The sequence below is a fragment of the Pseudoduganella sp. UC29_106 genome (assembly GCF_044055365.1).
Taxonomy (GTDB): domain Bacteria; phylum Pseudomonadota; class Gammaproteobacteria; order Burkholderiales; family Burkholderiaceae_D; genus Rugamonas.
In genome coordinates this window covers 2,418,236-2,441,213 of record NZ_CP171977.1, presented here as the reverse complement: position 1 = coordinate 2,441,213, position 22,978 = coordinate 2,418,236, and the positions used below count along the sequence as shown (strand labels likewise).

Here is a 22,978-nt window from a genome sequence, read left to right as displayed (position 1 = left end):
GCCATACGCCATCACTGCGACCCAACGGAAAGGACAGGATATGAGTTTCAATTTCACGCCAAAGGCTGAGCAATACAAGGCTCGACTGCTGGCCTTCATGGATGAGCACATTTATCCGAACGATCAGCGCTTCAAGGCCGAGGTGCAGCGCAACCGCGAAGCGGGCACGCCGTGGCAGCCCGTCAGCGTGCTGGAAGAGCTCAAGCCCAGGGCGCGCGACGCGGGCCTGTGGAATATGTTCCTGCCACACTCCGAACGCGTGCCCGAAGGCCTGAGCAACCTGGATTACGCGCCCCTGTGCGAAATCATGGGCCGCGTGCTGTGGTCCGGCGAAGTGTTCAACTGCTCGGCGCCGGACACCGGCAATATGGAAATCCTGGAGCGCTATGGCTCGGAAGAGATCAAGCAGCGCTGGCTCGACCCGCTGCTGCGCGGCGAACTGCGCTCGGCCTTCGCCATGACCGAGCCCGCCGTCGCCTCCTCCGATGCTGCCAATATCGAGACGCGCATCGAGCGCCAGGGCGGCGAATACGTGATCAATGGCCGCAAATGGTTTACCTCCGGCGCGGCCGATCCGCGCTGCGCCTTCCTGATCGTGATGGGCAAGACCGACCCCGCCGCCGCGCGCCATGCGCAGCAATCGATGGTGGTGGTGCCGATCAATACGCCCGGCCTGGAAATGGTGCGCAGCATCCCGGTGTTCGGCTACGACGACGCGCCGCACGGCCATATGGAAATCATCTTCAAGGATGTGCGCGTCCCGGTCGGCAATATCCTGCTGGGCGAAGGACGCGGTTTCGAAATCGCCCAGGCGCGTCTTGGCCCCGGCCGCATCCACCATTGCATGCGCACCATCGGCGCGGCCGAAGTGGCGCTGGAATACATGTGCCGGCGTCTGCAGGAACGGGTGGCTTTCGGCCAGCGCCTTTCCGAGCAGTCGGTGTGGCATGAACGCATCGCCCAGGCGCGCTGCATGATCGACCAGGCCCGCCTGCTTACCCTCAACGCGGCCCACATGATGGACACCGTCGGCAACAAGGCGGCGCGCGCCGAAATTGCAATGATCAAGGTCGTGGCGCCGAATATGGCTTGCCAGGTGATCGACTGGGCGATCCAGGCGCACGGCGGCGCCGGCATCTCGGCCGACTTCCCGCTGGCCTATATGTATGCCCACCAGCGCGCCGTGCGCATCATGGATGGCCCGGACGAAGTCCACCGCAACACGATCGCCAAGCTGGAACTGGCCAAGCATGCGCGCCGCGCGCCGTCAGCGGAGAAAGCCCATGGATGACGCGACGATGACCGCCCCGCCGCGCAAGCGCGAACCGTTCGACGTGGAGCGCCTGGCGCAGTACCTGGCCGGCCGCATTCCCGGCCTGCGCGGGCCGCTGCTGGTCGAGCAATTCCCGGTCGGCCAGTCCAACCCCACCTTCAAGGTCTCCAGCGCCGACGGCCGCCGCTACGCGCTGCGCAAGAAACCCGGCGGCACCCTGCTGCCCTCGGCGCACGCAATCGACCGCGAATACCGCGTGATCAGCGCACTGGGGCCGGCCGGCTTCCCGGTCGCCAGGCCGGTGCTGTACTGCGAGGACGCCAGCATCATCGGCACCGAGTTCTACCTGATGGACTTCGTCGAGGGCCGCGGCTACTGGGACCAGTCGCTGCCCGGCATGTCGCCCGCCGAACGCCACGAAATCTGGGATGAACTGAACCGGGTGATGGCCCAGCTGCACGGCATCGATTTCCGCGCCGCCGGGCTGGAAGGCTACGGCAAGACCGGCGACTATTTGGCGCGCCAGATCCGGCGCTGGTCGACGCAGTACCGCGCCTCCGAAACGGAAACCATCGAAGCGATGGACAAGCTGATCGACTGGCTGCCGCACAATATCCCGCCCGGCGACGAGACGAGCATCGTGCATGGCGACTTCCGGCTCGATAATGTGATCTTCCATCCGACCGAACCGCGCATCATTGCGGTCCTCGATTGGGAACTCTCGACGCTGGGGCATCCGCTGGCCGATTTTGCCTACCTGGCCGTGGCCTGGCACATGCCGGTGACCGTCTTCCCCAGTATCGCCGGCCTGGATCACAAGGCGCTCGGCATCCCCACCGAGAGCGAATTCGTGCAAGCCTATTGCGAACGCACCGGCCGGCCGCCGCTCGATCCGGCCGCCTGGAATTACTATATCGCCTACAATCTGTTCCGCATCGCCGCCATTTCGCAAGGCGTGGGCAAGCGCGCCCTGGAGGGCAATGCATCCAGCGCGGACGGCATTGAAGTGGGCAGGAAAGCGCGCCCGATCGCCGAACTGGCCTGGCGCCTGGTGGAACAGCTCAGCGGCGGCAAGCCGGCCTGACAAAGGCAGCCGTCCGGTTCATACTAATCACGCAAGGAGACACGATGAGCGAAGAACTGCGCAAGGCCGGTTATTACCGCGACGGCTACTGGCGCCACGAGACCCTGTGGGACACGCTGGCCCGCGTGGCGCATGCGCGCGCCGGCGCCACTGCCTTCATCGACGGCGAACGCACCATCAGTTATGAAGAGCTGCTGCGCGACGCCGGCCGCTTCGCCGGCGCCATGAGCGCGCGCCGCATGGCGCCCGGCGAAGCGGTGATCATCCACGGCCGCAACGCCATCGAATCCGTCACCGCGATGCTGGGATGCTGGCGCCAGGGGCTGGTTGCCATTCCGGTGCCGCCCATGTTTTCGGCTGTCCAGCTGGGCGCGATCATCGCCAACGCCGGCGCCCGCGTGCTGTTCAGCTGCGCTGAGGGCGAAGCGCTGGAGCAGGCTGCCGGGGCGGCTGCCGCCAGCGGCCTGCCCTGCCTGGTCACCATGCAGCCGCGCAGCGGCAGCGTGAGCTGGAAGGCGCTGCTGGAGGACGTCGCCGCCGTGCCCGAGCCTGCGCCCCGCGCGCCCGACGCAGTGGCCATGCTGCTGTATTCGTCCGGCACCACGGGGGCGCCCAAGGGCGTGATCCATTCCGCCAACACCATCCGCTACGCGGCCGAGCAGGTCGCCAGGCAGCACGCTGTCAACAGTGAGGACAAGGTGCTGGTGGCCTGCCAGTTCGGCTTTGTCGGCAGCGCCGTGCTTGGCCTGTTGCTGACGCTCGCGAGCGGCGCCACCGGCGTGATCGTCGGCCGCTGGAGCGCCGAGCATGCGCTGGACCTGATCGAGCGGCACCGCGCCAGCTACAGCCTGTTCATGCCGACCCACGTGATCGACCTGCTGTCCTCCCCTCGCCTGCCGCTCACCGATTGCAGCAGCCTGCGGCGCGCCATCCTGGCCGGCATCACGCCCGAACAGCGCAGCACCGCTGCTGCCCATCTGTGTGCTCAGCCGCTGCCGATGTTCGGCATGTCCGAATCGCCCGGCCAGACCACCTGCACGGTGGATGGCGATGCCGATGGACGCGACAGCACCGACGGCCGTGCCATTACCGGCGCCGAGGTGCGGATCGTCGACGACTGCGGCGAGACGCTGCCACCCGGCGAAACCGGCAATGTACTGGTGCGCGGCCCCAGCCGCTGCCTTGGCTACTTCGCCGCACCGGAGCTGAGCGACGAAGCGATTGATGGCGAAGGGTATTTCCGCACGGGCGATCTGGGCCGCGTCGATGAACAGGGCTATTTCACCTTCGGCTCGCGCGCAAAGGATGTGATCCGGCGCGGCGGCGTGACCATCGTACCGTCCGAGATCGAGGAAGCGCTGCGCCGGCAGGCCAGCGTGCGCGATGCCGCCGTCATTGGATTGCCGGACCCTCGCCTGGGCGAGCGCATTTGCGCCTGCGTGGTGGTGGACGGCGCCCCGCCCACGCTGGAATCCGTCAATGCGGCTCTGACGCGGCAAGGGCTGGCGCAATACCTGCGTCCGGAAGTGCTGCTGGTGTTCGACGAACTGCCGCGCACCGCTTCGCTCAAGGTCAAAAAGGCCGACCTGCGCGACCTCGCCTTGCGCCGGCTGGGCTGACGCCATGGGCGCGCCCCTGATACGCCTGCAGGTTGACGCAGGCATCGCCACCCTCACGCTGGACGATCCGGCCAGCCGCAATGGCCTGTCGCTGGCCATGCAGCTGGAGATGCTGGATACGCTTGCGCAACTGGCCGGGCGCCGCGACGTGCGCGCCCTGCTGCTGACCGGCGCCGGCCCCGCCTTCTGCGCCGGCGCCAACCTGGCCGGCATGGACCGGGACCAGGACGGCATGACGATCGGCCAGCGCGGGGCGGACATGATGGAGCAAGTCGCCAATCCCTTGATCCTGGCCCTGCAGGACTTCCCCCGCCCCGTCGTGTGCGCCGTGAATGGCGCCGCCGCGGGCGCCGGCATGAGCATCGCGCTCGCGGCCGACATCGTGATCGCGGCAAGATCCGCATTCTTCCTTGCTCCCTTCCTGCCCCGGCTGGGCATCCTGCCCGACCTGGGCGCCAGCTGGTTCCTGCCGCGGCTTGCCGGGCGCGCGCGCACGCTGGGCATGATGCTGCTGGGCGACCGGCTGCCGGCGCAGCAGGCTTGCGACTGGGGGCTGATCTGGGCTTGCGTCGACGACGCGCTGCTGCTGCCGGAAGCATTCAACGTGGCGCAGCGGCTGGCGCGCGCTCCCGCCCATGCTGCGATTGAAGCGCGGCGGGCGCTGGCTGCGGCCGACGGCAACGGCCTGGCCGCGCAGCTGGCTTACGAAGCGCAGCGGCAGCGCGAACTGCTGGATCGTCCGGAATTTGGCGAAGGCGTGCGCGCCTTCTTCGACAAGCGCGAGCCGGAATTTCACCGGGGATAAAGGGTAGGCAGCGAGGCGCGGCCCCAAGCCGCGCCCGCGTACTTCAACGGGACACTTGCGGAACCGCGGCCAGGCAGCGCTGCACGCCCTGCTCCAGCTTCCAGCCCAATTCGCGCCGCACCTGCTCGATCGACGGCGGCGGCGACGACTCGGCACGGCGCCTTTGCAGCCATTCCCGCACCAGTTCTTTACTCGGTTGTTGCGTCATCATGCTCTCCCTGCTCCAGTGCGATGTAGCGTTCAACCTGTGCGCCGCCATCGCCAAACAGCGCCTGGATCATCAACAGGCGCTTGTGGTAAGCGCCCACCGCAAGTTCTTCCGTCATGCCCATCGCCCCGTGCAGCTGGATTGCCATATGGCCGACACGCACGCCCGCTTCGCCGATATAGGCTTTGGCGGCTGCCACGCTGCGGTGGCGCTGCGGCGAGGCGGCGGCAATGCTGCGCGAAGCCAGCAGCGCCATGCTCCTGATTTGCTCGACTTCGACATAGAAGTCGGCCATCCGGTGCTGGATCACCTGGAAGCCGGCGATCGCGCGGCCGAACTGCTGCCGCTGGCGCACGTAGTCCAGCGTGGTGTCCAGCAGCGCCTGGACGCAGCCGCTGGCTTCGCAGCACAAGGCGGCCAGCGCTTCCGTCAGCACTTCAGCGAGGATGGCGGCGGCGCTGTCACCCTGTGCCAGCAATTGGCCGGCGCCCAGCATCACGTCGCGCAGCTGAAGATCACAGGCGGGCAAGCCGTCCACCGTGCGATAGCGCCGCATATCGACGCCGCCCTGGGCTGCATCGACCAGGAACAGCAGCAGGGCGCCGCTGGCAGCATCGCTCGCCGACACGATGAAGTGGTCGGCGACGCCGCCATGCAGGACCAGCTGCTTGACCCCGCTGAGCAAATAACCGTCGCCTTTGCGGCGCGCGCGGGTGGCCGGCCTGCCAGGCGTTACGGCATCCGGCTCGTCGTGAGCAAAAGCAAGCAGTACGTCGCCGGCCGCCAGCTGCTGCAGCAGCGCCGCATGCTGCGGCGTGCCGGCCGCGCGGCGCAGCACGCCGCCGCCCAGCACCACGCTGGCCAGGTAGGGTTCCACAACGAGGCCCTTGCCGATCGCTTCCATCAGCAGCGCCGTGTAGCTGAAATCGGCGTTCACGCCGCCATATTCCTCGTCCAGCGGCAGCGCCAGCAAGCCCATCTCCGCAAACAGCTGCCAGTGCGCGTGCGAGTAGCCCGCTTCGGTGCGCAGCAGGCGCTGGCGCGACGGGAAGTCGTAGTGCTGCTGGACGAAGCGCGCCAGCGCATCGCCAATCATGCGCTGCTCTTCATTTAGTGCGAAGTCCATGGCGCCTCACAGTTTCAGTATCTGGACCGCGCCGATGCCGGGCGCGCCATAGACCTGGCAATAGCCGACCTGCGGCTTGCCCGGTACCTGGCGCGTCCCTGCCTCGCCGCGAAGCTGGGCGCAAATCTCGTACACCTGGCGCAGGCCGGAAGCGCCCACCGGTTCGCCGTTCGCCAGGCAGCCGCCATCGGTATTGACCGGCAGGCTGCCGCCGATCTCGGTGCGGCCCTCGCGCAGCCATTGCTCCTGCTCACCGTGCGCGCAGAACTGGTTTTCCGCCATGTGGATGATTTCCGCACCGGATTCGGTATCCTGCAACTGGGCGATGTCCACGTCGCGCGGCCCCAGGCCGGCGGCGGCATAGGCAGCCTTCGATGCCTCCACCGTCGGGCTGTCGGCATCCTCGATCGGGTGACAGGGGCTGAGCACTTCGAAGGAACCGTAGCGGCGCGAACGCAGCACGCTGGCGGCCACAAAGATCGGCTTGCGCGTGGTCAGCTGGCGCACCTTGGCGGCATTGCAGACCACCATCGCGGCCGCACCTTCCGAAGGGGAGCAGAACATGAATTTGCGCAGCGGCGTGTTAAGCATCTGCGAGCCGGCCACTTCCTCGTAACTGAGCTCCTCGCGCCGCCAGGCGTTCGGATTGAGCGCGCCGCCGCGGAAAGCCTTGAGCGCGACGCGCACCAGCGCATCGTCCGTGATGCCGTATTCGTGCATGTAGCGGCGGATCTTCATGGCGAAATACTGGGTGGTCATCGCCAGCCCGCTTTCGCCGTACCAGCTGCCCAGGCCCCAGGCCGCCGGATCGAGCTTGAAGGAGCCGCGCTGGTGGCTGTCGAAGCCGACCACCACGCCCACGTCGTACTCGCCGGCCTTGATGGCATTGGTGGCGGCGATGAAGGAACTGGCGCCGGTGGCGCAGCCGTTGGCCACATTGGTAAACGGGATGCCGGTCAGGCCCAGCTTGTCGATCATGGTGTCCGCATTGCCGGCGTCCAGGCTGCCGCCGTAGGCGAACTGGATATCGCGCCAGGACAGCCCCGCATCCTCCAGCGCGCGCCGCACAGCGACCACGCCCTGCTCGGCGCCCGTCACTCCCGGCGTGCGGCCGAATGGATGAATCCCAATGCCGATGATGGCGACTTCGGTCATGCTTCCTCCTGATGGCTTGCCGCCGCACCGTCCAGTGGACGGAAGGCGAATGTCATGATCTCGTCCCCGTTGGCCTCGCGCCGCAGCGGCACAATGGCCAGTTCCATCGGCATGCCGATGTGCAGGCGCTCCGGGTCGCTCTCGGTCAGCCGCGCCTCCACGCGCACCTGGCCGGGCAGCTCAACGTAGCCGATGCCGAACGGCGCGAATTCTCCCGGTGCTTCGCCGCTGGCATAAGGCGGCGACTTGGGTGCGAAGGCTTGCACGGTCCAGGTCCACAGCGTTCCGCGCCGCGCCAGCTCAAGGCGTTCGACCTCCTGGCCGCAGCATTTGGGGCAGGAAGACTTCAGCGGGAAACTCACTGCGGCGCACTGGCGGCACTGGCCGCCGATCAGTTGCGGCGCGGCCGATGGCCAGGTGAACAGTCCGTCGGCAATCGGTATCTGTTGCGGGGTACGGCTCATCACACCTCCTTCTCGATTATGCGACCGACTGGACGGTCGATAAATTGATCGTAGTGGAGCTCAAAGTCAAAGTCAACCGGTTTGGGCAAATTTATCGACCGTCCAGTCGGTTGACAATAGCCAAGCCGCTCTGCTATCGTCAATCCACCCACAACTACCGGGATCGCACCATGTCCATCGACTTCGCGTTCAGCGCCGACGACCTGCTCTTCCGCGAGCAGGTGCGCGCCTTCCTTGCCGCCAAACTGCCGCCCGACGTACGCCAGGCCACGCGCCGCAACGGCGCCACCTTCGTCTCGCGCGATGTGGCGCTGAAATGGCAAGGCATCCTCAACGACCAGGGCTGGCTGGCCTACAACTGGCCGGCGGCTTTCGGCGGCACCGGCTGGTCGCCGATACAGCGTTTCATTTTCGAGCGCGAATGCGCACTGGCCGACGCGCCGCGCTTGATCCCGATGGGATTGCGCTATGTGGGTGCCGGTGATTTTCACCTTTGGCAACGCGTGGCAGCAGCAGACTTTCCTGCCGCGTATCCTCAGCGGTGAGCATTACTGGGCGCAGGGTTTCTCCGAGCCCGGGGCCGGCTCCGACCTCGCTTCCCTGCAGTGCCGGGCCGAGAAGCGCGATGGGGTCTATCTCGTCAACGGCAGCAAGATCTGGACGACGCACGCGCACTGGGCCGACTGGATCTTCTGCATCGTGCGCACCGATCCCGGCGCCAGGGCGCAGGCGGGCATCAGCTTCCTGCTGATCGACATGAAATCGCCCGGCATCCGGGTCGATCCGATCGTCACCATCGGCGGCGACCATGAAGTGAACCAGGTGTTCTTCGATGACGTAAAAGTGCCGCTTGAAAACCTGGTCGGCGTGGAGGGCAAGGGCTGGGAGTACGCCAAGTTCCTGCTGCAACTGGAGCGCGGCGGCGCTTCCGCATCGGGCATGATCCGGCGCGAGCTGGAGCACCTGAAAGAGCGCTGCGGCGCCGCACCGTCGAGCGCCGTGCGCCACCGGCTGGCGCGGCTGGAGATCCGGCTGGAAGCGCTGGAAATGACGGAATTGCGGGTGATGTCGTCGATGGCGGCCGGACAGCCACCGGGCAAGGAATCATCGGTGCTCAAGCTGGTATCGACCGACCTGGAACAGGATGTCGCTCAGGCAGCCATGGAAATCCCCGGCTACCGTGCACTGGGTGGCGCCGCACCCGATGGCGACGGCGGCACCGACGAATTCGACGCCACCTGCATGCCGCGCTATCTGAATTCGCGCGCCGCGTCGATCTATGGCGGCTCCAACGAAATCCAGCGCGGCATCATTGCGGGCCAGGTCCTGGGCTTGCGATAAACGGGCTTAGGCCTGCGCGCGGATGGCGGCCGGCGCAGCGCGGCCGCTCTCCTGCAGCATTTCCCCCGGCAGCGAGGCGCCGGCGCGCCAGAACAGCCAGGCCGCCGCTCCCGAGAACAGCACGGAAAAACTGATCGCGTAGCGCAGCGAGTCGGCCGCCAGGCCATAGTGGCTCACCAGCATATCGCTCAGGTAGCCCGTCACCAGCGGGCCAAGTCCAAGTCCGAACAGGTTCAGTACCAGCATCAGCACGGCCGAGGTAAAAGCGCGCATATTGGCCGGCACCAGCATCTGCGCAATAGCGATAATGGGCCCGTAGTACACCAGCATCATCGTCAGCGAGACGGCGCCCATCGCGATCGACAGCGCCGAGGAATCGGCCAGGTACTGCAGCAGCGCGCAGGGCACCATCACAGCCAGCGCCACCGCCACCACGCGCGGCCGCGCGCGCGCATCGCGGCTGCCGTAATAGTCCGCCAGCCGCCCGCCCAGGTACATGCCCAGCGCGCTGCCCACGCCATTCAGCACCGCCAGGTAGTACGAAGCCTGGCCCAGCGTCATGCCGTGCACCCGCACATAGAAGGGGGCGCTCCAGGCATTGACCGAATACCAGGCAAAGGCATGCAGGGCGCCGGCCGCCGTCAGGTAGCGGAAGGTGCGTATGCCCCACAGGTGGCGCACCGCGGCCGCCATCGTCGGCGGCGCCTCGTTTAGCGCCGGGGACGGGTCGTAGCGGCCACGCACGGGTTCGCGCATCGTCAGCCACACGATCGGCGCCAGTATCAGGCCGGCCAGTCCGATGATGAAGAAAGCCCATCGCCATCCGACAGCCTGCTCCAGCGCGCCGGACGCCGAATAACCGAGCATCAGCCCGGCCGGCAGCGACAAGCCCCAGAACGCCAGCGCCGTGGCGCGCGATTTGGGCGGATAGATATCGGCAATCATCGAGTGGGTGGCCGGGATGCTGCCGGCCTCTCCCACCGCGACGCCGATGCGGAAGAACACCAGCCCCGCGAAGTTTGTCGCCAGCCCCGTGAGCGCCGTCATGCCGCTCCAGATTGCGAGCGAGCCGGCCACCAGGCGCTTGCGCACCGTGCGGTCGGCCAGGCGCGCGATCGGCAATGCCAGCGTGGCGTAGAACAGCGCAAACGACAGGCCGGTCAGCGCCCCAAGCTGCGCGTCGGACAGGCCAAGGTCGGCCTTGATCGGCACCTGCAGGATGGAGAGGATGGTGCGGTCGATATAGCTCAGCACCGAAACCAGAAACAGCAGGAACAGGATATAGCGCCGCTGCCCTACTGCGTTACCCGAATGATCGACATCCATGAACCGCTCCAGTCTGTTGGTGGCTTTGCTTCAGTTTATTCGACCGACTAGTCGGTTGTCAATCCGCAAATCCGGAGTAATATGTTAACCGTCGAGTACATTGCTGAACAGGATAGGCAACCATGGAAGACGGCAGCGTTTCCCTTTATTTCGTCCACTCCGCGCTGGAACCGGTGCTGGCGCGCGGCCTCAATGCCGGTACCCTGTTGCGCGACGCTGGCCTGCCGCCGGCGCTGCTGCAACAGGACCGGGTCAGCCCGCAGCAATTCAGCGCCCTGTGGCTGGCCGTTGCCCGTGTGCTGGACGACGAATTGTTCGGCCAGGATTCGCGCCGCATGAAGGTTGGCAGTTTTGCGATGCTGGCGCAAAGCCTGGTGTCCTGCGCTACGCTGGAGCAGGCCTTGCAGCGCATGGTACGCTTCTTCAACCTCTTGCTGGACGATTTCCTCTGCAGCCTGGAAGGCGACGAACGCCAAGTGCGGCTCGCGATACGCAACGGCCGCAGCGCGGCGGCGCCGCCCATCCTGGGCTACGAGACGCTGCTGATGATGCAGCATGGACTGGCCTGCTGGCTGGTGGGGCGGCGCATACCGGTGCTGGCTGCCACGTTCTCCTATCCGGAGCCGTCGCGCAGCGCAGAATATCCGCGCATGTATTCGGAGCAGCTGCGCTTCGGCCAGGAGAGCACCACCCTCGCCTTCGACCGCTCCTGCCTTGCCCTGCCGGTGATCCAGGACGAGCGCAGCGTGAGGGACTTCCTGCGCGAAGCGCCCGCCAATATCGTCGTCAAGTACAAGAACAGCAGCGGGCTGGCGGCGCGCATACGGCGCCAACTGCGCAGCACGGACAGCGCCGAGTGGCCGGACTTCGAATCCTTTGCGCGCAAGCTGAACCTGACGCCGTCCACACTGCGGCGGCGGCTGGGAGACGAAGGCCAGTCCTTCCAGGCCATCAAGGACCAGCTGCGCTGCGATATGGCGGTGAGCTGTCTCCGCAACAGCACCAAGAGCATGGCGGAGGTGGCGTATGAGCTGGGCTTCTCGGAAGCCAGCGGCTTCCAGCGCGCCTTCAAGAAATGGACCGGCGCCAGTCCCGCGGCCTTCCGGCAGCAGGCCAGATCCGGCGGCGATTGTGGCCATACGGCCCCTTAAGCGCCCCCCAGCAGCCGCTCCAGTTCCTCGCGCGACATGCTGTCGGCAACCTGCTGGCAGTAGCGCAGGGCTTCGGCCTCGATGCGAAGTCCCATGCGCTCGGCCTGCAGGCAGCGCAGCAAGGCCAGCTTGCGGTGGCCGAAGCGTATCGAACGTTCCAACAATGTCAGCATGGCTGTGCCATCGCCACGCATTGCGACGTCGCGCTTCAGGCTGCGAATTTTCTCTCTGCTCATGCAATCGAGTATAGAAAGCATGACCCGCGATACCTAGGCCCAAAACTGCCAAACTTGCGCCGAATATTGGCCAGTGGCGAGGCAAATGGTCAAAAAAAAGGTGCTTCACGGATGCCCCGGAAACGCCAGCAGGCTCTCCCATCATCACGCCACACTCGCACTGCGCGTTTAGGGAGGGGGACTTGATTTTTCGGTTTTTACTAAAACGCGATATCCCTTACTACTTCGCGCGGGTCGTCGCTATTTTGTCGGAGTTTGCTCTATTAGGGAAACTAATTCTCGCTGCCCCACTCCAATGAACACAGAGGCCACAAACATTTAGTGCCGATTCGCGTTCTGAATCGCAATTTTAGTAACAGCCAGGGCGTTCTAGCAGGCCTTAGAAGGAAGTAGTACCGCTTAGTAAAAACCGACTTTCGGAGACCCACCATGTCTAAGCTCCATTACCCGATCCGCGTGCCCAGCGACGTACTTGAAGCCTTGGGCGAATTCACCGGCCAATGCTGGTCGGATTCTTTATCCCTGGAGCCGTTCATTTGCGAGGCCATACGCAATTATGTACGGCCGGCAGCGGCCGCCCAGGCCCAGCCAGCGGCAGCTTCCGGGACGGGATACCAATGGAAGCAGGTCTTTCTTCCCGATGGAACCCGGTTGCGCGCCAGCTTTGGCGGTCACAATTATTTCGCGCACGTGGAGGGCGGCGAAATCAAGTATGGCGAGCATGCGATGTCGCCGTCGCGCTTTGCCAACCTTCATGGCAGCGGTAACCGCAATGCGTGGAAGGCCGTCTGGCTCTGCTTTCCCGGCGGTGAAGAATGGCTGCTTGCCGATGTCTGCCGTACCGCGCGGAATGCGGCGATAGCGCGCTTGATTGGAGACAGTGCTCAAACCGAGCGCCCGTCGCAAGAGCGACGGCGCGAGCGGCGCGTTGCGGAACGTCGCACAACCCGCGGCGCGGATAGCGGAAAACGCACCCGTGACCTGCGTCAGCCCGCCGCGCGCGCGAGCGCCTTATATTCAAGCGGTTCACGCCAAAACGCGCCAGACGCGCCGGCGGCCATGATTGGCAACGGCAATCAGCGCAAGAGTGGCGCCGGACGAAATGGCCGCCGCAAGCGCATTACGATGAACGGCCTTCCCGGAAATTCGTGAAGAACTAAAAAAAGGCCCGGCGTCACCTTATCGGCCGGGCCAAAGCCATCCGCGAAGGATGGGAGACAACCGTTGTCTATCCGCGTGCTTTCCGGTTCACGTTCGCGTCCAGCAGGCCAGTAATCGCAAGCGCGGATTTCAGCGCACACCATTGCAGCGGCTCCGGCAAGGTCGATGGGGTCTTGTGGCGTAAAGCCTCGAGCAATGGATGCTCGTTGCCACAGATCCGCTCGGCCAGCAGCTGGCCAATCAGCGACTGCGTTCCCACGCCGTGTCCCGAGCAGCCGGCCGAATACAGCACATTGCCGTGGGCGCCGCCCGCGCCGGCGACCGGCAAGGCGTCATAGGCCAGGCTCACGTAGCCGCTCCAGCAGGCGCGCATGCCGATACCGCGCAAGTTCGGGAAGCGATCGTGCAGGCCTGCCACCAGCGCGGCATAGGCCGCGTGATCGGGCACGTTCGGTGTGCGCGAGCCATAAACGTAGTCAAGCTGCTTGGTCGTCGTCACCAGCGTATTGCGTGCGGTGAGGCGATAGCTTTCCATGGTCCAGTGAGGCGTCACGATGCCTTCGCGGCCATGCCAGCCCAGTTCCGCCAGTTGTGCAGCGCTCAGCGGCTCCGTCTCGATTGCCGATACACGCATTGGAGCCACTTTATCCTTCAACAGTCCAAGCTGCGGCGTATAGGCATTTGTGGCGAGCACCAGGAAAGGCGCACTGACGCTGCCGCGCGCGGTTTGCGCCTTCACCGTCTTGCCCTCGCTGTAGGAATGCAGGGCCGAGTTCTCGTATAACTTCACGCCGGCCTGCAATGCCGCGCGCCGCAGGCCCATCACATACTTGCCGGGATCGAGCGTGCCGCCAAGCGCGGTATAGCAGCCGAACAGGAATGCCGGCGGAATGCCGCGTGCGCGCATTGTCGACGAATCCAGGAACTCGGTGTGGCTTCCTAGCTCCAGGCCCGTTTTGGCAGCTTTGCGCAGCTTGCGCTCCTGCGACTGATGGACGCCGGCGCGGATGATGCCTGAATTGACGTAGTCGCAATCGATGCCGTATTCGCGCAACTTGCCTTCCACATAGGTCACGCCCTCGTCGTAGAATTCAACGATCCGCCGGGCGCGCTCGTGGCCAATACGCTTGAGGAACAGGTCAAACTCGATCCCCATGCTGCCGGCGAGATAGCCGGCATTGCGTCCACTTGCCCCGAAGCCGGCGAAATCGCGTTCGATCACGGCTACCTTCGCTCCGCGCGCGCTGAGCTCCAGTGCGGTCGACAGGCCGGCAAAGCCTGCCCCTACGACCACGGCGTCGGCACTGACATGTGCATCCAGCGGTGCTTGCAGATCCGCCGGCTGCTCGACCCAGCCTCCGATGGGGCGATAGGGATTTTGCTGCGTCATGATCAATCCTTGCTCAGAATGTGGATGGCGAGGGCCGCTTCTTCCAGCCCCAGAAGGCCTCCGCCGTTTTCCTGGATGGCGTGGCGCGCGCCTTCGACCTGGCGCTTGCCCGCTTCGCCGCGCAATTGCGTCACCAGTTCGTACAACTGCCCGATGCCGGTTGCGCCCAGGGGGTGACCTTTCGACTCCAGTCCGCCGGAAGTGTTGATCGGGATGCGGCCGCCCAGTGTGAATTCGCCGCGCTCCGCCGCCGGGCCGCCCTCACCCAGCTTCACCAGCCCCAGGTTCTCGGCCTGGATGATTTCACCCATCGCCGATGCGTCGTGGACTTCGGCGACGTCCATGTCCTGCGGCCCGAGCCCGGCTAACTCGTATGCCTGCAGTGCCGCGAGACGGCCGATATTCTTTTCCGGCTCGTCCAGGCGCCGGTGTGTGAAACTCCGGATCACACTGGCCGCCACGCGGATGCAGCGCTTGCGGTCGGCGCCGATACGGCGCAAGCCTTCCTCGGTGCAGAGGATCGCCGCGGCCGCACCATCCGACAGCGGCGCGCACATGGGCAATGTGATCGGGTAGGAGATCGGCGCTGCGGCCAGCACTTCATCGATCGTGAAGGACTGGCGGAATTGCGCATACGGGTTGTGCACCGAATGCTGGTGGTTCTTGGCCGAGACAGCCGCAATCTGCCGCTGCGTCGTGCCGTATGTCGCCATGTGATACCGGCACAGCGCAGCGTAAATCTTCATGAAACGGCTGTAGGGCTTGTCCGATTCCGATCCGGGCGGCGGCTCGATGCCTTCGCCCAGCGCGGCCAGCGTCGCGAAGTTTTCCTCGACGCGCGAAACGTCCCATCCCGCCTCGAACAGCGCGAAGGAGCGGGCCTTGTCGGGGACAACCATCTTTTCCGCCCCCAGGGCCAGCGCAACGTCGCAGGCGCCAGCTTTCAGGCTTTGCACCGCCAGGTGTACGGCGCTGCTGCCGGAAGCGCAGGCATTTTCCACGTTGAACACGGGTATGCCTTCGATGCCGATCTTGCTGAACACCACCTGGCCGGGAATCGACAGCTGTCCCTGCAAAGCCCCATTCGTGATGCCGGAGTAGTACGCGGCCCCGATATCACCTGCATTGCAGCCCGCATCAACCAAGGCGCCGCGTAGCGCCTCATCCGCCAGGCTCTCGACACTGCGCATCGAGTGGCGGCCGAAAACCGTCATGGCGATGCCAGCGATATAGATATTGCTCATGCTTACCTCTCAGATCCTGCGTTCGACACCTTGCCAATACTGCTCGCGCAAGTCCTTCTTGAGCACCTTGCCCACGGGGCTGCGCGGCAGCGCGGTCACGAAGTCAATGCTCTTGGGCGCCTTGATCGACCCGAGCTTCTGCTTGCACAAGCCAATCAGTTCGTCAGCGTCCACGCCGTGGCCGGCGTTCAGCTCGACGACCGCCTTCACGGCCTCGCCCCACTTCTCGTCAGGCACGCCGATGACCGCGCAATCCCGCACGGCCGGATGCGCCCAGATCACCTGTTCGATCTCGCTTGGGTAGACGTTGAAACCACCGGAGATAATCATGTCCTTCTTGCGGTCCGTGATGTGCAGGTAGCCCTCGGCATCCAGATGACCGATGTCGCCGGTATGCAGCCAGCCGTCGATGATGGTCTCGGCGGTCTTGTCCGGCGCCTTGTAATAGCCCTTCATTACCAGGTCGCCGCGCACGCAGATTTCGCCGCTGCCGCCTACCGGCAGGATCTCATTGCGCTCGTTCATGATTTCCACCCGGATCAGCGGATTGGGCCGGCCAACGGAGGCAAGCCGCTGATCCGGCGCGGGCTTGCCGTCCACCATGTGAGCTTCCGGCGGCAGGTAGGAAATCGACGCCGGCGCTTCCGTCTGGCCATAGCCGCCGGCCATCACGGGGCCGAATACCTCGATGGCGCGCTTGAGCTTTTCGACGGACATTGGCGCCGCGCCATACAGGAAGCATTTCAGCGACGGGAACTTCAGCTTCTCGATGCCGGGAATGTCCAGCAGGCGGTAAATCACGGTAGGCGGCAGGAACAGTTCGGTCACCCCATGCTTCGCGATCGCCCCCAGCACCGATGCCGGATCGGGTTTGGCGACGACCACCACTGTTCCTCCCTGCGCCGTGCATGGCAGCGACAGCATGCCCGCCGTATGCGTCATGGGCGCCGCGGCCAGGTTCACCGGGCGGTCGCCTTTGTAAGGGAAAGCCATCATGAACTGCGCGAAGTAAGTCTGGTAAGCACGGTGCGTGTTCATCACGCCCTTTGGCTTGCCGGTGGTGCCGCCTGTGGCCGACAGCGTGGCCATCGCCTCCATGCCGATATCGACCACCGGCGCCGTGGACGGCTGGCCTTCGCACCACTGCGGCAGGGATGGCGCCCACGGCAGGCTGCCGTCCAGGCAAACCCACTGCTTCACCTTGGGCAACTGCGAACGCAGTGTTTCAAGCACGGGCGCGAACGCCTGCTGGAAGAAGAGCACCTCGCAGTCGAAAAAGTCCAGGACGTACTGGTTTTCCTCGGCGACGTTGCGGCCGTTGACCGGGATATAGGTCATGCCTGCACGCCACAGGCCAAGCGTGCAAGTCCAGCCGGTAACGTCGTTGTCGGACCATACAGCGCCCTTGGCCTCCTTGCCGAAGCCTGCCGCGACCAGCGCGTTGGCGATACGGCAGGAAAGCTCGCCCGTTTCCTGGAACGTGTAACTGCGCTCGTCCTGGATGTAGGCGACGCCGGCGGGATTGATGCGCCAGCCACGGTCGAAGAAATCAATGATAGCCATCTTCGTTCCCCGATTACAGGTGGGTTATGGTTGCACGCGCCAGGCCGCGCTGTTCGAGGAAGCCGAGCAGGTAGCGATGGCCAAAGGCCTTTGAACCCGAGGCAAAGCCCACGGTCGCGGCGTCGTTGTCCAGCAGCTTGATGGCGCCGGCCGCGTGGATTGCGCCAGTGGAGATGTATGGCGTGGTGCCGTGCAGGGTGGCGCGCACGGAGGCCAGCTACCGCGCCCGATGGCGAAATCGACGGTGCGCTGCACGGTGGTGCGTTCGCGCGGCGGCATCGCGGGCGTGGTGGAGTCAACGATCTGTTTGAGCACGGCGTCCTGCTGCTCGCGTGGCAGGTTCTTGTACTCTGCTTCCCATTTCTTGCCGAGGGCATGGACCATTTGCATGGCGTTGTTGTCGTAGAAGCCTACGCTGGAAATGCAGCTGCGCACGCGCGAATCGCGCTCGAAATAGACCGGCAGCGAGGTGCCGCCCCACGGCAGGCTGAATACCGGCTGCATGAAGGCAGGATCGACCACGCTGAACGAGGCATCGGCCGCGTGCGGCACCAGCTTTTTCTCCCACAGGAAGCAGGATTCGTGGCGATAGCCCTCGAAAATGGTGGCGGTGGAGCCTACGCTGATGCCGGCGCCGCCACGCGGGCCACGGCACAGGGTCGCGGTTTCCAGGGCATCGACACCGTGCGTTTCCAACGCCAGTTCGGCGGCAATTTCAGCAAAGGTGTACATATAGGCATTCGACGGCGATACCAGCAGGCCGGCCTGGCGATACAGCTCGCCGAACTGGTCGCGCACCTGGCGGATGTAGGCCTGCTCGCCAGTGGTGTCCAGGTAATGGCATCCCGCCTTGAGCGAGGCCTCGACCGCGACCAGGCCGGAATTGATGAAGGGGCCAACAGTATTGCAAACCACCTTCGCACCCTGGAAGGCTTTCGTCAGCGATTCGACATCGTGCTCCGCTTCGAGGATTTCGTATTCAGCCGATTCCAGGCGCACCACGCGCTGCGCCATGAGCTCCTTCACGCGTCCGGCGTTACGCCCTACTGCGGTGAATGGGATGGCCTGGTCAATCAGCCAGTCCATGATCAACATGCCGGTGTAACCGCTCGCGCCGTAGACGACAACAGGATGCTTAGCCATTTTGTATCTCCTTGAGTTTTAATTTGATTGCGGTGGGTCTTTACGGCGCCCACCCGGTCCGATTTGAATTACCTGGTCACCGGCTGGCGGCGTATTGCGCCACGTCCTCGATGTCCTGTTGTGAAAGCTGGCTTGTAACAGCCTGCATCGCGCCTGTTGAGTCGCGCCGGACGCCGCTCTTGAAGTGCATGAGCTGATCGCGCAGGTAGTCGTAACCCTGCCCGGCAATGCGAGGGAATTCGCCCTGCCCTTCCAGCTGCTGGCCGTGACAGGCCACGCAGTTGCCGGCTTTGGCCAGCGCCTCGCCGCGAGCCAGGCGTTCGCGGTCGCCCTGGAAGGTCGCGTTCGGGGCAGGCTTCATCTTCGAAAAATGCGATACCAGCGATTCCATTTCGCGCTCGGACATGCTGAGCGCCATGGGCGTCATGGTTGGGTCGCTGCGCTCGCCGCCGGCAAAGTCCTTCAGTTGCTTGCGCAGGTAAGCTTCCGGCTGGCCCGCGAGACGCGGATAGACCTGGGAGCGGGAATTTCCTTCGAAGCCGTGGCAGTACATGCAGGCATCGCTATGGCGCGGCCAGGTCCCGCCCAGGAGATTGTCCTCCTGCGCAATCGTTTCGATCTGCCGGCCCAGCTGATACAGGCCCACAAGTTCAGGTCCATAGGCGACGCCCGCCACGCCTGCAGCCGCCAGCAACAGCCAGCCCGACATCACAAGCATCCCTTTGCCACGGCTGCGTGGCTTTTTTTCGGCACTCATCATGCCCTCCTTTCATTCATTGCGTGCAACGCATTCAGCGCAGCCTTGTGGCCGGAGCGCACGGCGCCATCCATATAGCCGGCCCAGATATCCGCGGTTTCCGTTCCCGACCAGATCAGGCGGCCGGCTGGCGGATGCAAGGCTTCGCCGTAGGTCGTCAGGAATCCCGGCGGCATGGGCGAAATGCAGGTCAGTGTCCAGCGGTCGGCCTTGCCCCAGTCATGGTCGTAGTAAGCGACCGGATGAAGTGCCTCGTCGCCGAGGGCCTGCGCGTAGATGCGCGACAGTTCCACCTCCGCCGCCTTGGGGTCGGATGGCAAGGCGCTCACATTGACGAAAGCATTGATCACGCCAAAGGACGCGTCTTCCGGCGAATTGTCGTAAGCCCACAGCACAGGCCCCTTGGGCTGGAAGATCCAGCCGTTCAAGCCCTTGTCGCGCCAGAACGCCTTCTTGTAGACGTGCGCGGTCTTGCGTGCTGGCGCAAAGCTCGGCCAGCGCCGCTGCATTTCCCGGCGCCTGGGCGGAAGCGGCGGGTCGAAAGTAATCTGGTTGCACAGCGGCGGGGACAGCGCCACGATCACATTGCGCGCCCGGATCACCCCATTCGGCGTGTGAATGGCGACCGGTCCGTCCTGCCAGTTTTCGATGCGCAGCACGGGCCAATTGAGGCGCACCTTGTCGCCCAGCGCCTGCGCCATCTTGATGGAGAGGATCTGGGAGCCACCGGAAATCCGGGTCTCCTGAGCACCCTCCTTCACCGCTTCCAGCCGCTCGTAGATGTTGTCGGCGGAATTGATCATCGACAGCCAGTGCAGCAGCGAGAGCCGCGCGGGCGCCGTCCCACCCGACAGCGCGATACCCGTCGCCCAGCCAATCTGCTCTTCCGGCGGAATATTCTTCTTGGCGAGCCATTCGCCCAGCGACATGGCGTCGAATTCCGCAGCGCGCGGCGACTTCCACGGCGCCCCGCTCGGCACCAGCTTCGCCATTTCCTCCAGTTCGTGCGTCAGCCGGGGATCAGTGTCGAAGCCACCTTTGGATTCAATCCTGGCGCACGCTCCGCCCGAGACCATGGACATCTTGCCCTGCCAAAGATTCGGGAAGGTGCCGACTCCCAGTTCGCGCGCCAGGTCGGCGATGGCGGTCTGGCCCGGACCGATCCACTGGCCGCCCGCTTCCGTGAAATAGCCTTTGCCCAGGTCGTGATTGAGCGTGCGTCCGCCGACGCGGTTGCGCGCTTCCAGCACAATGAACGAGTCGCAGCCCGAGCGCTGCAGGTCGCGCGCCGCGGTCAGTCCGGCCAGGCCGGCGCCGATGATGGCGACTTCCAGCACGCCACCGTCGCCCTTTGCGTCCTTCCCCGGGGTCGCCGCGCGTGCTCCCGCCGCAAAGCCCGCAGTGGCGGCCGTGGCAGCGGCGGCCACGCCAAGAAATCCCCGCCGCGTCAGCACGGGCCCGGCCTGGCCCTCGTCCCGATTCGATTCCTTATCCATCTTGTTTCCTTCAGTCTTATGATTGTTCAGTCTTTGGCGCCACCGCATGCAGTGCCTGCAGGGCTGCCTTGTGCCCGGACCGCACCGCGCCATCCATGGACGTGGCCCAGATGTCCGCCGTTTCCGTGCCGGACCAGATCAGGCGCCCGATCGGCGGATGCAGGACATCGCCAAAGCGCGTGAGGAAGCCGGGCGGGATGGGCGAGGTGCAGGTGAGCGACCAGCGGTCCGCCTTGGCCCAGTCATGGTCGTGGCAGGCAACCGGATGCAGGGCTTCCTCACCCAGCGCCTCGGCATAGATGCGCGACAGTTCGACACTGGCTGCCTTCGGATCGGCAGGCAGGCCGGCGCTGCTGACGAAGGCGTTGATCACGCCGAATGACAGGTCTTGCGGCGAATTGTCGTAAGCCCACAACACGGGGCCTTTGGCCTGCACCACCCAGCCGTTCAAGCCTTTCTCGCGCCAGAACGCCTTCTTGTAGACGTGCGCTGTCTTGCGCATCGGTGCGAATGCAGGCCAGCGGCGCTGCATTTCACGGCGGCGCTCCGGCAGCGGAGGGTCAAAGGCAATCTGGTGGCACAGCGCCGGCGACAATGCGACGATCACGCTGCGCGCGCGGATCACGCCACCCGGCGTGTGAATGGCGGCCGGTCCGCTCTTCCAGTTTTCGATACGCAGCACGGGAGACGACAGGCGCACCTTGCCGGCCAGCCCTTCAGCCATCCTGGTCGAAAGGACCTGCGCACCGCCGGCAATGCGCGTTTCCTGCGCACCGCCCTTGATGGCTTCCAGCCGCTCGTAATTGCAGCCGGCAGAGTTGATCAGGCCGAGATAATGCAGCAGCGAGATTTTTCCCGGTGTGGCGCCCGTGGTCAGGGTCGCGCCGAGCGTCCAGCTGAACTGGTCCTCCGGCGACAGCTTCTTCCTGGCGAGCCAGTCGCCGAAGGACATCGCATCGAATTCGGCCGCACGCGGCGATTTCCACGGCGCGCCGCACGGGACCAGTTTCGCCAGCTCCTCCAGTTCGTGCCGCAGCTTCGCATCGGTGCCGAAACCGCCGTCGCTTTCCGCAGTGGCGCGTGCGCCACCCGCCAGCATTGTGGTCTTGCCCTGCCACCAGGTCGGGAACGTGCCGACGTTAAGTTCGCGGCACAGGTCCAGGATCGCGGTCTGGCCAGGCCCGATCCACTGGCCGCCCGCTTCCGAGAAATAGCCGTTGCCGAGATCATGGTTCAGCGTACGGCCGCCCACGCGGTCACGCGCTTCCAGCACGACAAATGATTCGCAGCCCGCGCGCTGCAAGTCCCGTGCAGCCGTCAGGCCGGCCAGGCCGGCGCCGATAATGGCGACATCGAGCACACCGCCGGCGGCCCCCGCCTTGGCGAAACCGGCCGCACCCCGGGTTCCTTGCGCTGCCGCCACGCCTGCCATCGCGGCAGTTGCGGTGGCGGCCAGGCCCAGGAAGCCGCGGCGGTTGCGCGCCAGGCGCACGCCATTCTCTTCTTTGTTGCTTTCCATTTCTACCTCACTTGTCCTGCCATCGACAGCAGCAGCGGCTTGGCTTCGCCTCCGAGCACCGCTGTCAGCGGCTCGCGCCCGGGACGTTCGGAGAGCGTGAAGGAACGGCCGCTATCGGTGCTGCGCAATACCGTGCCAGCCATGCCGACGACGACAACGCTGCCATCGGCCTGCTCCGCGATACCGGTCAGGGACTGGGTGGTGTGCGACTGGACGGCCTGCCAGGTCTGGCCATCGTCGCTGCTGCGATAAAGGTGGCCGCGCATGCCGCACACCAGCAGCGTGCCGTCGGCAAGTGCGCGTCCGTACCACAGCGAGCCCTTGTTCCCGGTCGACAGCGGCTGCCAGGACTTGCCACCGTCGGACGAGCGGAAGATGGCGCCGGCCTCGCCTGCAATGAACAGCGTCCCGGCGCCGGATGCGAAGATGTGTAGCAAATGGCGGTCGGCATCGTCGCCATTGGCGATACGAAGCTCACTCCAGGTGTGGCCGCCATCCCGCGTTTCGATGGCCCAGCCGTACAGGCCGATCGCGATGCCATGCGCCAGGCTGTCGAAATGCAGCGACAGGATCGGCTGCTCGCGGCCCGCTGCGGCGCGCAGCAGCGTCCAGGTTTCACCGCCGTCGAGGGTGCCGAGCACCACGCCATCGTGGCCCGCCGCATAACCCTGCTGCCCGTCGACGAAGATCACGGAAGTCAGCGTCGAACGCGCCGGCACCGATTTCGCCTGCCGGAAAGTGGCGCCATCGTCGGACAGCAGCACGGCGCCGTGATCGCCGACGGCCACCACACGATTGCCGGCGCGCGCTGCAGCGAGCAGGGGGACGCCCTCCGTAGTGGCCATGCGAGTGGCGAGCGCAATGGTTGGCCAGTGCGGTGCAGGCGGCGTTCCGGCTGCTGTCGCCCCGCAGGCGAC

General features: G+C 65.2%; 21 protein-coding genes and 1 pseudogene. 8 read left to right on the top strand and 14 right to left on the bottom strand.

The genetic code is table 11. The features are described 5' to 3' along the window. Positions 1-40: 40 nt before the first annotated feature. The 4 genes from ACHMW6_RS12660 to ACHMW6_RS12645 are packed head-to-tail and all read left to right on the top strand — an operon-like array spanning position 41 to position 4,781. Positions 41-1,291 (top strand): acyl-CoA dehydrogenase family protein, encoded by a 1,251-nt coding sequence (locus tag ACHMW6_RS12660; protein WP_395407437.1) that lies wholly within the window; start codon positions 41-43, stop codon positions 1,289-1,291. Then, complete coding sequence (locus tag ACHMW6_RS12655) at positions 1,284-2,357, top strand: phosphotransferase family protein (protein ID WP_395407436.1); 1,074 nt, start codon at positions 1,284-1,286, stop codon at positions 2,355-2,357. Before ACHMW6_RS12660 ends, ACHMW6_RS12655 begins: the two co-directional genes overlap by 8 nt. Positions 2,358-2,401: 44 nt before the next feature. Further along, the gene (locus ACHMW6_RS12650; protein WP_395407435.1) at positions 2,402-3,976 is read left to right on the top strand and encodes a class I adenylate-forming enzyme family protein; all 1,575 of its coding nucleotides are present in this window, start codon (positions 2,402-2,404) and stop codon (positions 3,974-3,976) included. A 4-nt stretch (positions 3,977-3,980) separates the two neighbouring features. Beyond that, complete coding sequence (locus ACHMW6_RS12645) at positions 3,981-4,781, top strand: enoyl-CoA hydratase-related protein (RefSeq protein ID WP_395407434.1); 801 nt, start codon at positions 3,981-3,983, stop codon at positions 4,779-4,781. 43 nt (positions 4,782-4,824) lie between these two features. On the opposite strand, the gene ACHMW6_RS12640 is transcribed toward ACHMW6_RS12645, so the two are convergent. Genes ACHMW6_RS12640 through ACHMW6_RS12625 form a run of 4 tightly spaced genes read right to left on the bottom strand, consistent with a single transcriptional unit; the run spans position 4,825 to position 7,734 of the window. Further along, positions 4,825-4,992: a hypothetical protein gene (locus ACHMW6_RS12640; protein ID WP_395407433.1), complete on the bottom strand. Its 168-nt coding sequence runs from the start codon at positions 4,990-4,992 to the stop codon at positions 4,825-4,827. Further along, positions 4,970-6,115: an acyl-CoA dehydrogenase family protein gene (locus ACHMW6_RS12635; RefSeq protein ID WP_395407432.1), complete on the bottom strand. Its 1,146-nt coding sequence runs from the start codon at positions 6,113-6,115 to the stop codon at positions 4,970-4,972. The genes ACHMW6_RS12640 and ACHMW6_RS12635 overlap by 23 nt, the downstream gene beginning before the upstream one ends. A 6-nt stretch (positions 6,116-6,121) precedes the next feature. Continuing rightward, positions 6,122-7,270, bottom strand: coding sequence for a thiolase family protein (locus ACHMW6_RS12630; RefSeq protein ID WP_395407431.1), 1,149 nt, complete (start codon positions 7,268-7,270; stop codon positions 6,122-6,124). Then, on the bottom strand, positions 7,267-7,734 hold the full coding sequence (locus ACHMW6_RS12625) for a Zn-ribbon domain-containing OB-fold protein (RefSeq protein ID WP_395407430.1): 468 nt from the start codon (positions 7,732-7,734) through the stop codon (positions 7,267-7,269). Before ACHMW6_RS12625 ends, ACHMW6_RS12630 begins: the two co-directional genes overlap by 4 nt. Before the next feature lie 53 nt (positions 7,735-7,787). Between ACHMW6_RS12625 and ACHMW6_RS12620 the strand changes: the two genes are divergently transcribed. Together ACHMW6_RS12620 and ACHMW6_RS12615 are read left to right on the top strand one after the other, a co-directional pair. Next, positions 7,788-8,279 carry an acyl-CoA dehydrogenase family protein gene (locus tag ACHMW6_RS12620; RefSeq protein ID WP_395407428.1) on the top strand — a complete coding sequence of 164 codons (492 nt, stop codon included), beginning with the start codon at positions 7,788-7,790 and terminating at the stop codon, positions 8,277-8,279. Next, positions 8,215-9,075, top strand: a complete 861-nt coding sequence (locus tag ACHMW6_RS12615) for an acyl-CoA dehydrogenase family protein (protein WP_395407426.1) — start codon at positions 8,215-8,217, stop codon at positions 9,073-9,075. Before ACHMW6_RS12620 ends, ACHMW6_RS12615 begins: the two co-directional genes overlap by 65 nt. Positions 9,076-9,081: 6 nt before the next feature. On the opposite strand, the gene ACHMW6_RS12610 is transcribed toward ACHMW6_RS12615, so the two are convergent. After that, entirely contained in the window at positions 9,082-10,401 is a 1,320-nt protein-coding gene (locus tag ACHMW6_RS12610) for a spinster family MFS transporter (protein WP_395407424.1), read from the bottom strand. A gap of 122 nt (positions 10,402-10,523) precedes the next feature. Between ACHMW6_RS12610 and ACHMW6_RS12605 the strand changes: the two genes are divergently transcribed. Further along, positions 10,524-11,552, top strand: a complete 1,029-nt coding sequence (locus tag ACHMW6_RS12605; RefSeq protein WP_395407423.1) for an AraC family transcriptional regulator — start codon at positions 10,524-10,526, stop codon at positions 11,550-11,552. On the opposite strand, the gene ACHMW6_RS12600 is transcribed toward ACHMW6_RS12605, so the two are convergent. After that, positions 11,549-11,788: a hypothetical protein gene (locus tag ACHMW6_RS12600; RefSeq protein WP_395407421.1), complete on the bottom strand. Its 240-nt coding sequence runs from the start codon at positions 11,786-11,788 to the stop codon at positions 11,549-11,551. The genes ACHMW6_RS12605 and ACHMW6_RS12600 overlap by 4 nt on opposite strands. 429 nt (positions 11,789-12,217) lie before the next feature. Here ACHMW6_RS12600 and ACHMW6_RS12595 point away from each other — a divergent pair, with 429 nt between their 5' ends. Continuing rightward, complete coding sequence (locus ACHMW6_RS12595) at positions 12,218-12,940, top strand: hypothetical protein (RefSeq protein WP_395407420.1); 723 nt, start codon at positions 12,218-12,220, stop codon at positions 12,938-12,940. 76 nt (positions 12,941-13,016) lie between these two features. Here ACHMW6_RS12595 and ACHMW6_RS12590 read toward each other — a convergent pair whose 3' ends face one another. The 8 genes and pseudogenes from ACHMW6_RS12590 to ACHMW6_RS12555 all read right to left on the bottom strand — a co-directional run bounded on the left by ACHMW6_RS12590 (position 13,017) and on the right by ACHMW6_RS12555 (position 22,906). Then, on the bottom strand, positions 13,017-14,339 hold the full coding sequence (locus ACHMW6_RS12590; RefSeq protein WP_395407419.1) for an NAD(P)/FAD-dependent oxidoreductase: 1,323 nt from the start codon (positions 14,337-14,339) through the stop codon (positions 13,017-13,019). A 2-nt stretch (positions 14,340-14,341) separates the two neighbouring features. Further along, on the bottom strand, positions 14,342-15,583 hold the full coding sequence (locus ACHMW6_RS12585) for a thiolase family protein (RefSeq protein ID WP_395407418.1): 1,242 nt from the start codon (positions 15,581-15,583) through the stop codon (positions 14,342-14,344). Positions 15,584-15,592: 9 nt separating this feature from the next. Then, positions 15,593-17,146 (bottom strand): class I adenylate-forming enzyme family protein, encoded by a 1,554-nt coding sequence (locus ACHMW6_RS12580; protein WP_395407417.1) that lies wholly within the window; start codon positions 17,144-17,146, stop codon positions 15,593-15,595. A gap of 13 nt (positions 17,147-17,159) precedes the next feature. Beyond that, positions 17,160-18,289 (bottom strand): annotated as a pseudogene (locus ACHMW6_RS12575) (saccharopine dehydrogenase family protein). 76 nt (positions 18,290-18,365) lie between these two features. Continuing rightward, the gene (locus tag ACHMW6_RS12570; RefSeq protein ID WP_395407416.1) at positions 18,366-18,998 is read right to left on the bottom strand and encodes a c-type cytochrome; all 633 of its coding nucleotides are present in this window, start codon (positions 18,996-18,998) and stop codon (positions 18,366-18,368) included. A 47-nt stretch (positions 18,999-19,045) separates the two neighbouring features. Further along, positions 19,046-20,542, bottom strand: coding sequence for a flavin monoamine oxidase family protein (locus tag ACHMW6_RS12565; protein WP_395407415.1), 1,497 nt, complete (start codon positions 20,540-20,542; stop codon positions 19,046-19,048). A gap of 16 nt (positions 20,543-20,558) precedes the next feature. After that, on the bottom strand, positions 20,559-22,061 hold the full coding sequence (locus ACHMW6_RS12560) for a flavin monoamine oxidase family protein (RefSeq protein ID WP_395407414.1): 1,503 nt from the start codon (positions 22,059-22,061) through the stop codon (positions 20,559-20,561). 2 nt (positions 22,062-22,063) lie between these two features. Beyond that, on the bottom strand, positions 22,064-22,906 hold the full coding sequence (locus ACHMW6_RS12555; protein ID WP_395407413.1) for a YCF48-related protein: 843 nt from the start codon (positions 22,904-22,906) through the stop codon (positions 22,064-22,066). Positions 22,907-22,978: the final 72 nt, after the last annotated feature.

Coding starts and splice junctions, on each gene's coding strand:
- ACHMW6_RS12580 (WP_395407417.1), bottom strand. CDS start 17,146: ATGGCTATCATTGATTTCTTCGACCGTGGCTGGCGCATCAATCCCGCC.
- ACHMW6_RS12605 (WP_395407423.1), top strand. CDS start 10,524: ATGGAAGACGGCAGCGTTTCCCTTTATTTCGTCCACTCCGCGCTGGAA.
- ACHMW6_RS12590 (WP_395407419.1), bottom strand. CDS start 14,339: ATGACGCAGCAAAATCCCTATCGCCCCATCGGAGGCTGGGTCGAGCAG.
- ACHMW6_RS12595 (WP_395407420.1), top strand. CDS start 12,218: ATGTCTAAGCTCCATTACCCGATCCGCGTGCCCAGCGACGTACTTGAA.
- ACHMW6_RS12560 (WP_395407414.1), bottom strand. CDS start 22,061: ATGGAAAGCAACAAAGAAGAGAATGGCGTGCGCCTGGCGCGCAACCGC.
- ACHMW6_RS12635 (WP_395407432.1), bottom strand. CDS start 6,115: ATGGACTTCGCACTAAATGAAGAGCAGCGCATGATTGGCGATGCGCTG.
- ACHMW6_RS12650 (WP_395407435.1), top strand. CDS start 2,402: ATGAGCGAAGAACTGCGCAAGGCCGGTTATTACCGCGACGGCTACTGG.
- ACHMW6_RS12555 (WP_395407413.1), bottom strand. CDS start 22,906: ATGGCCACTACGGAGGGCGTCCCCCTGCTCGCTGCAGCGCGCGCCGGC.
- ACHMW6_RS12640 (WP_395407433.1), bottom strand. CDS start 4,992: ATGATGACGCAACAACCGAGTAAAGAACTGGTGCGGGAATGGCTGCAA.
- ACHMW6_RS12585 (WP_395407418.1), bottom strand. CDS start 15,583: ATGAGCAATATCTATATCGCTGGCATCGCCATGACGGTTTTCGGCCGC.
- ACHMW6_RS12660 (WP_395407437.1), top strand. CDS start 41: ATGAGTTTCAATTTCACGCCAAAGGCTGAGCAATACAAGGCTCGACTG.
- ACHMW6_RS12565 (WP_395407415.1), bottom strand. CDS start 20,542: ATGGATAAGGAATCGAATCGGGACGAGGGCCAGGCCGGGCCCGTGCTG.
- ACHMW6_RS12655 (WP_395407436.1), top strand. CDS start 1,284: ATGGATGACGCGACGATGACCGCCCCGCCGCGCAAGCGCGAACCGTTC.
- ACHMW6_RS12600 (WP_395407421.1), bottom strand. CDS start 11,788: ATGAGCAGAGAGAAAATTCGCAGCCTGAAGCGCGACGTCGCAATGCGT.
- ACHMW6_RS12645 (WP_395407434.1), top strand. CDS start 3,981: ATGGGCGCGCCCCTGATACGCCTGCAGGTTGACGCAGGCATCGCCACC.
- ACHMW6_RS12570 (WP_395407416.1), bottom strand. CDS start 18,998: ATGTCGGGCTGGCTGTTGCTGGCGGCTGCAGGCGTGGCGGGCGTCGCC.
- ACHMW6_RS12610 (WP_395407424.1), bottom strand. CDS start 10,401: ATGGATGTCGATCATTCGGGTAACGCAGTAGGGCAGCGGCGCTATATC.
- ACHMW6_RS12625 (WP_395407430.1), bottom strand. CDS start 7,734: ATGAGCCGTACCCCGCAACAGATACCGATTGCCGACGGACTGTTCACC.
- ACHMW6_RS12630 (WP_395407431.1), bottom strand. CDS start 7,270: ATGACCGAAGTCGCCATCATCGGCATTGGGATTCATCCATTCGGCCGC.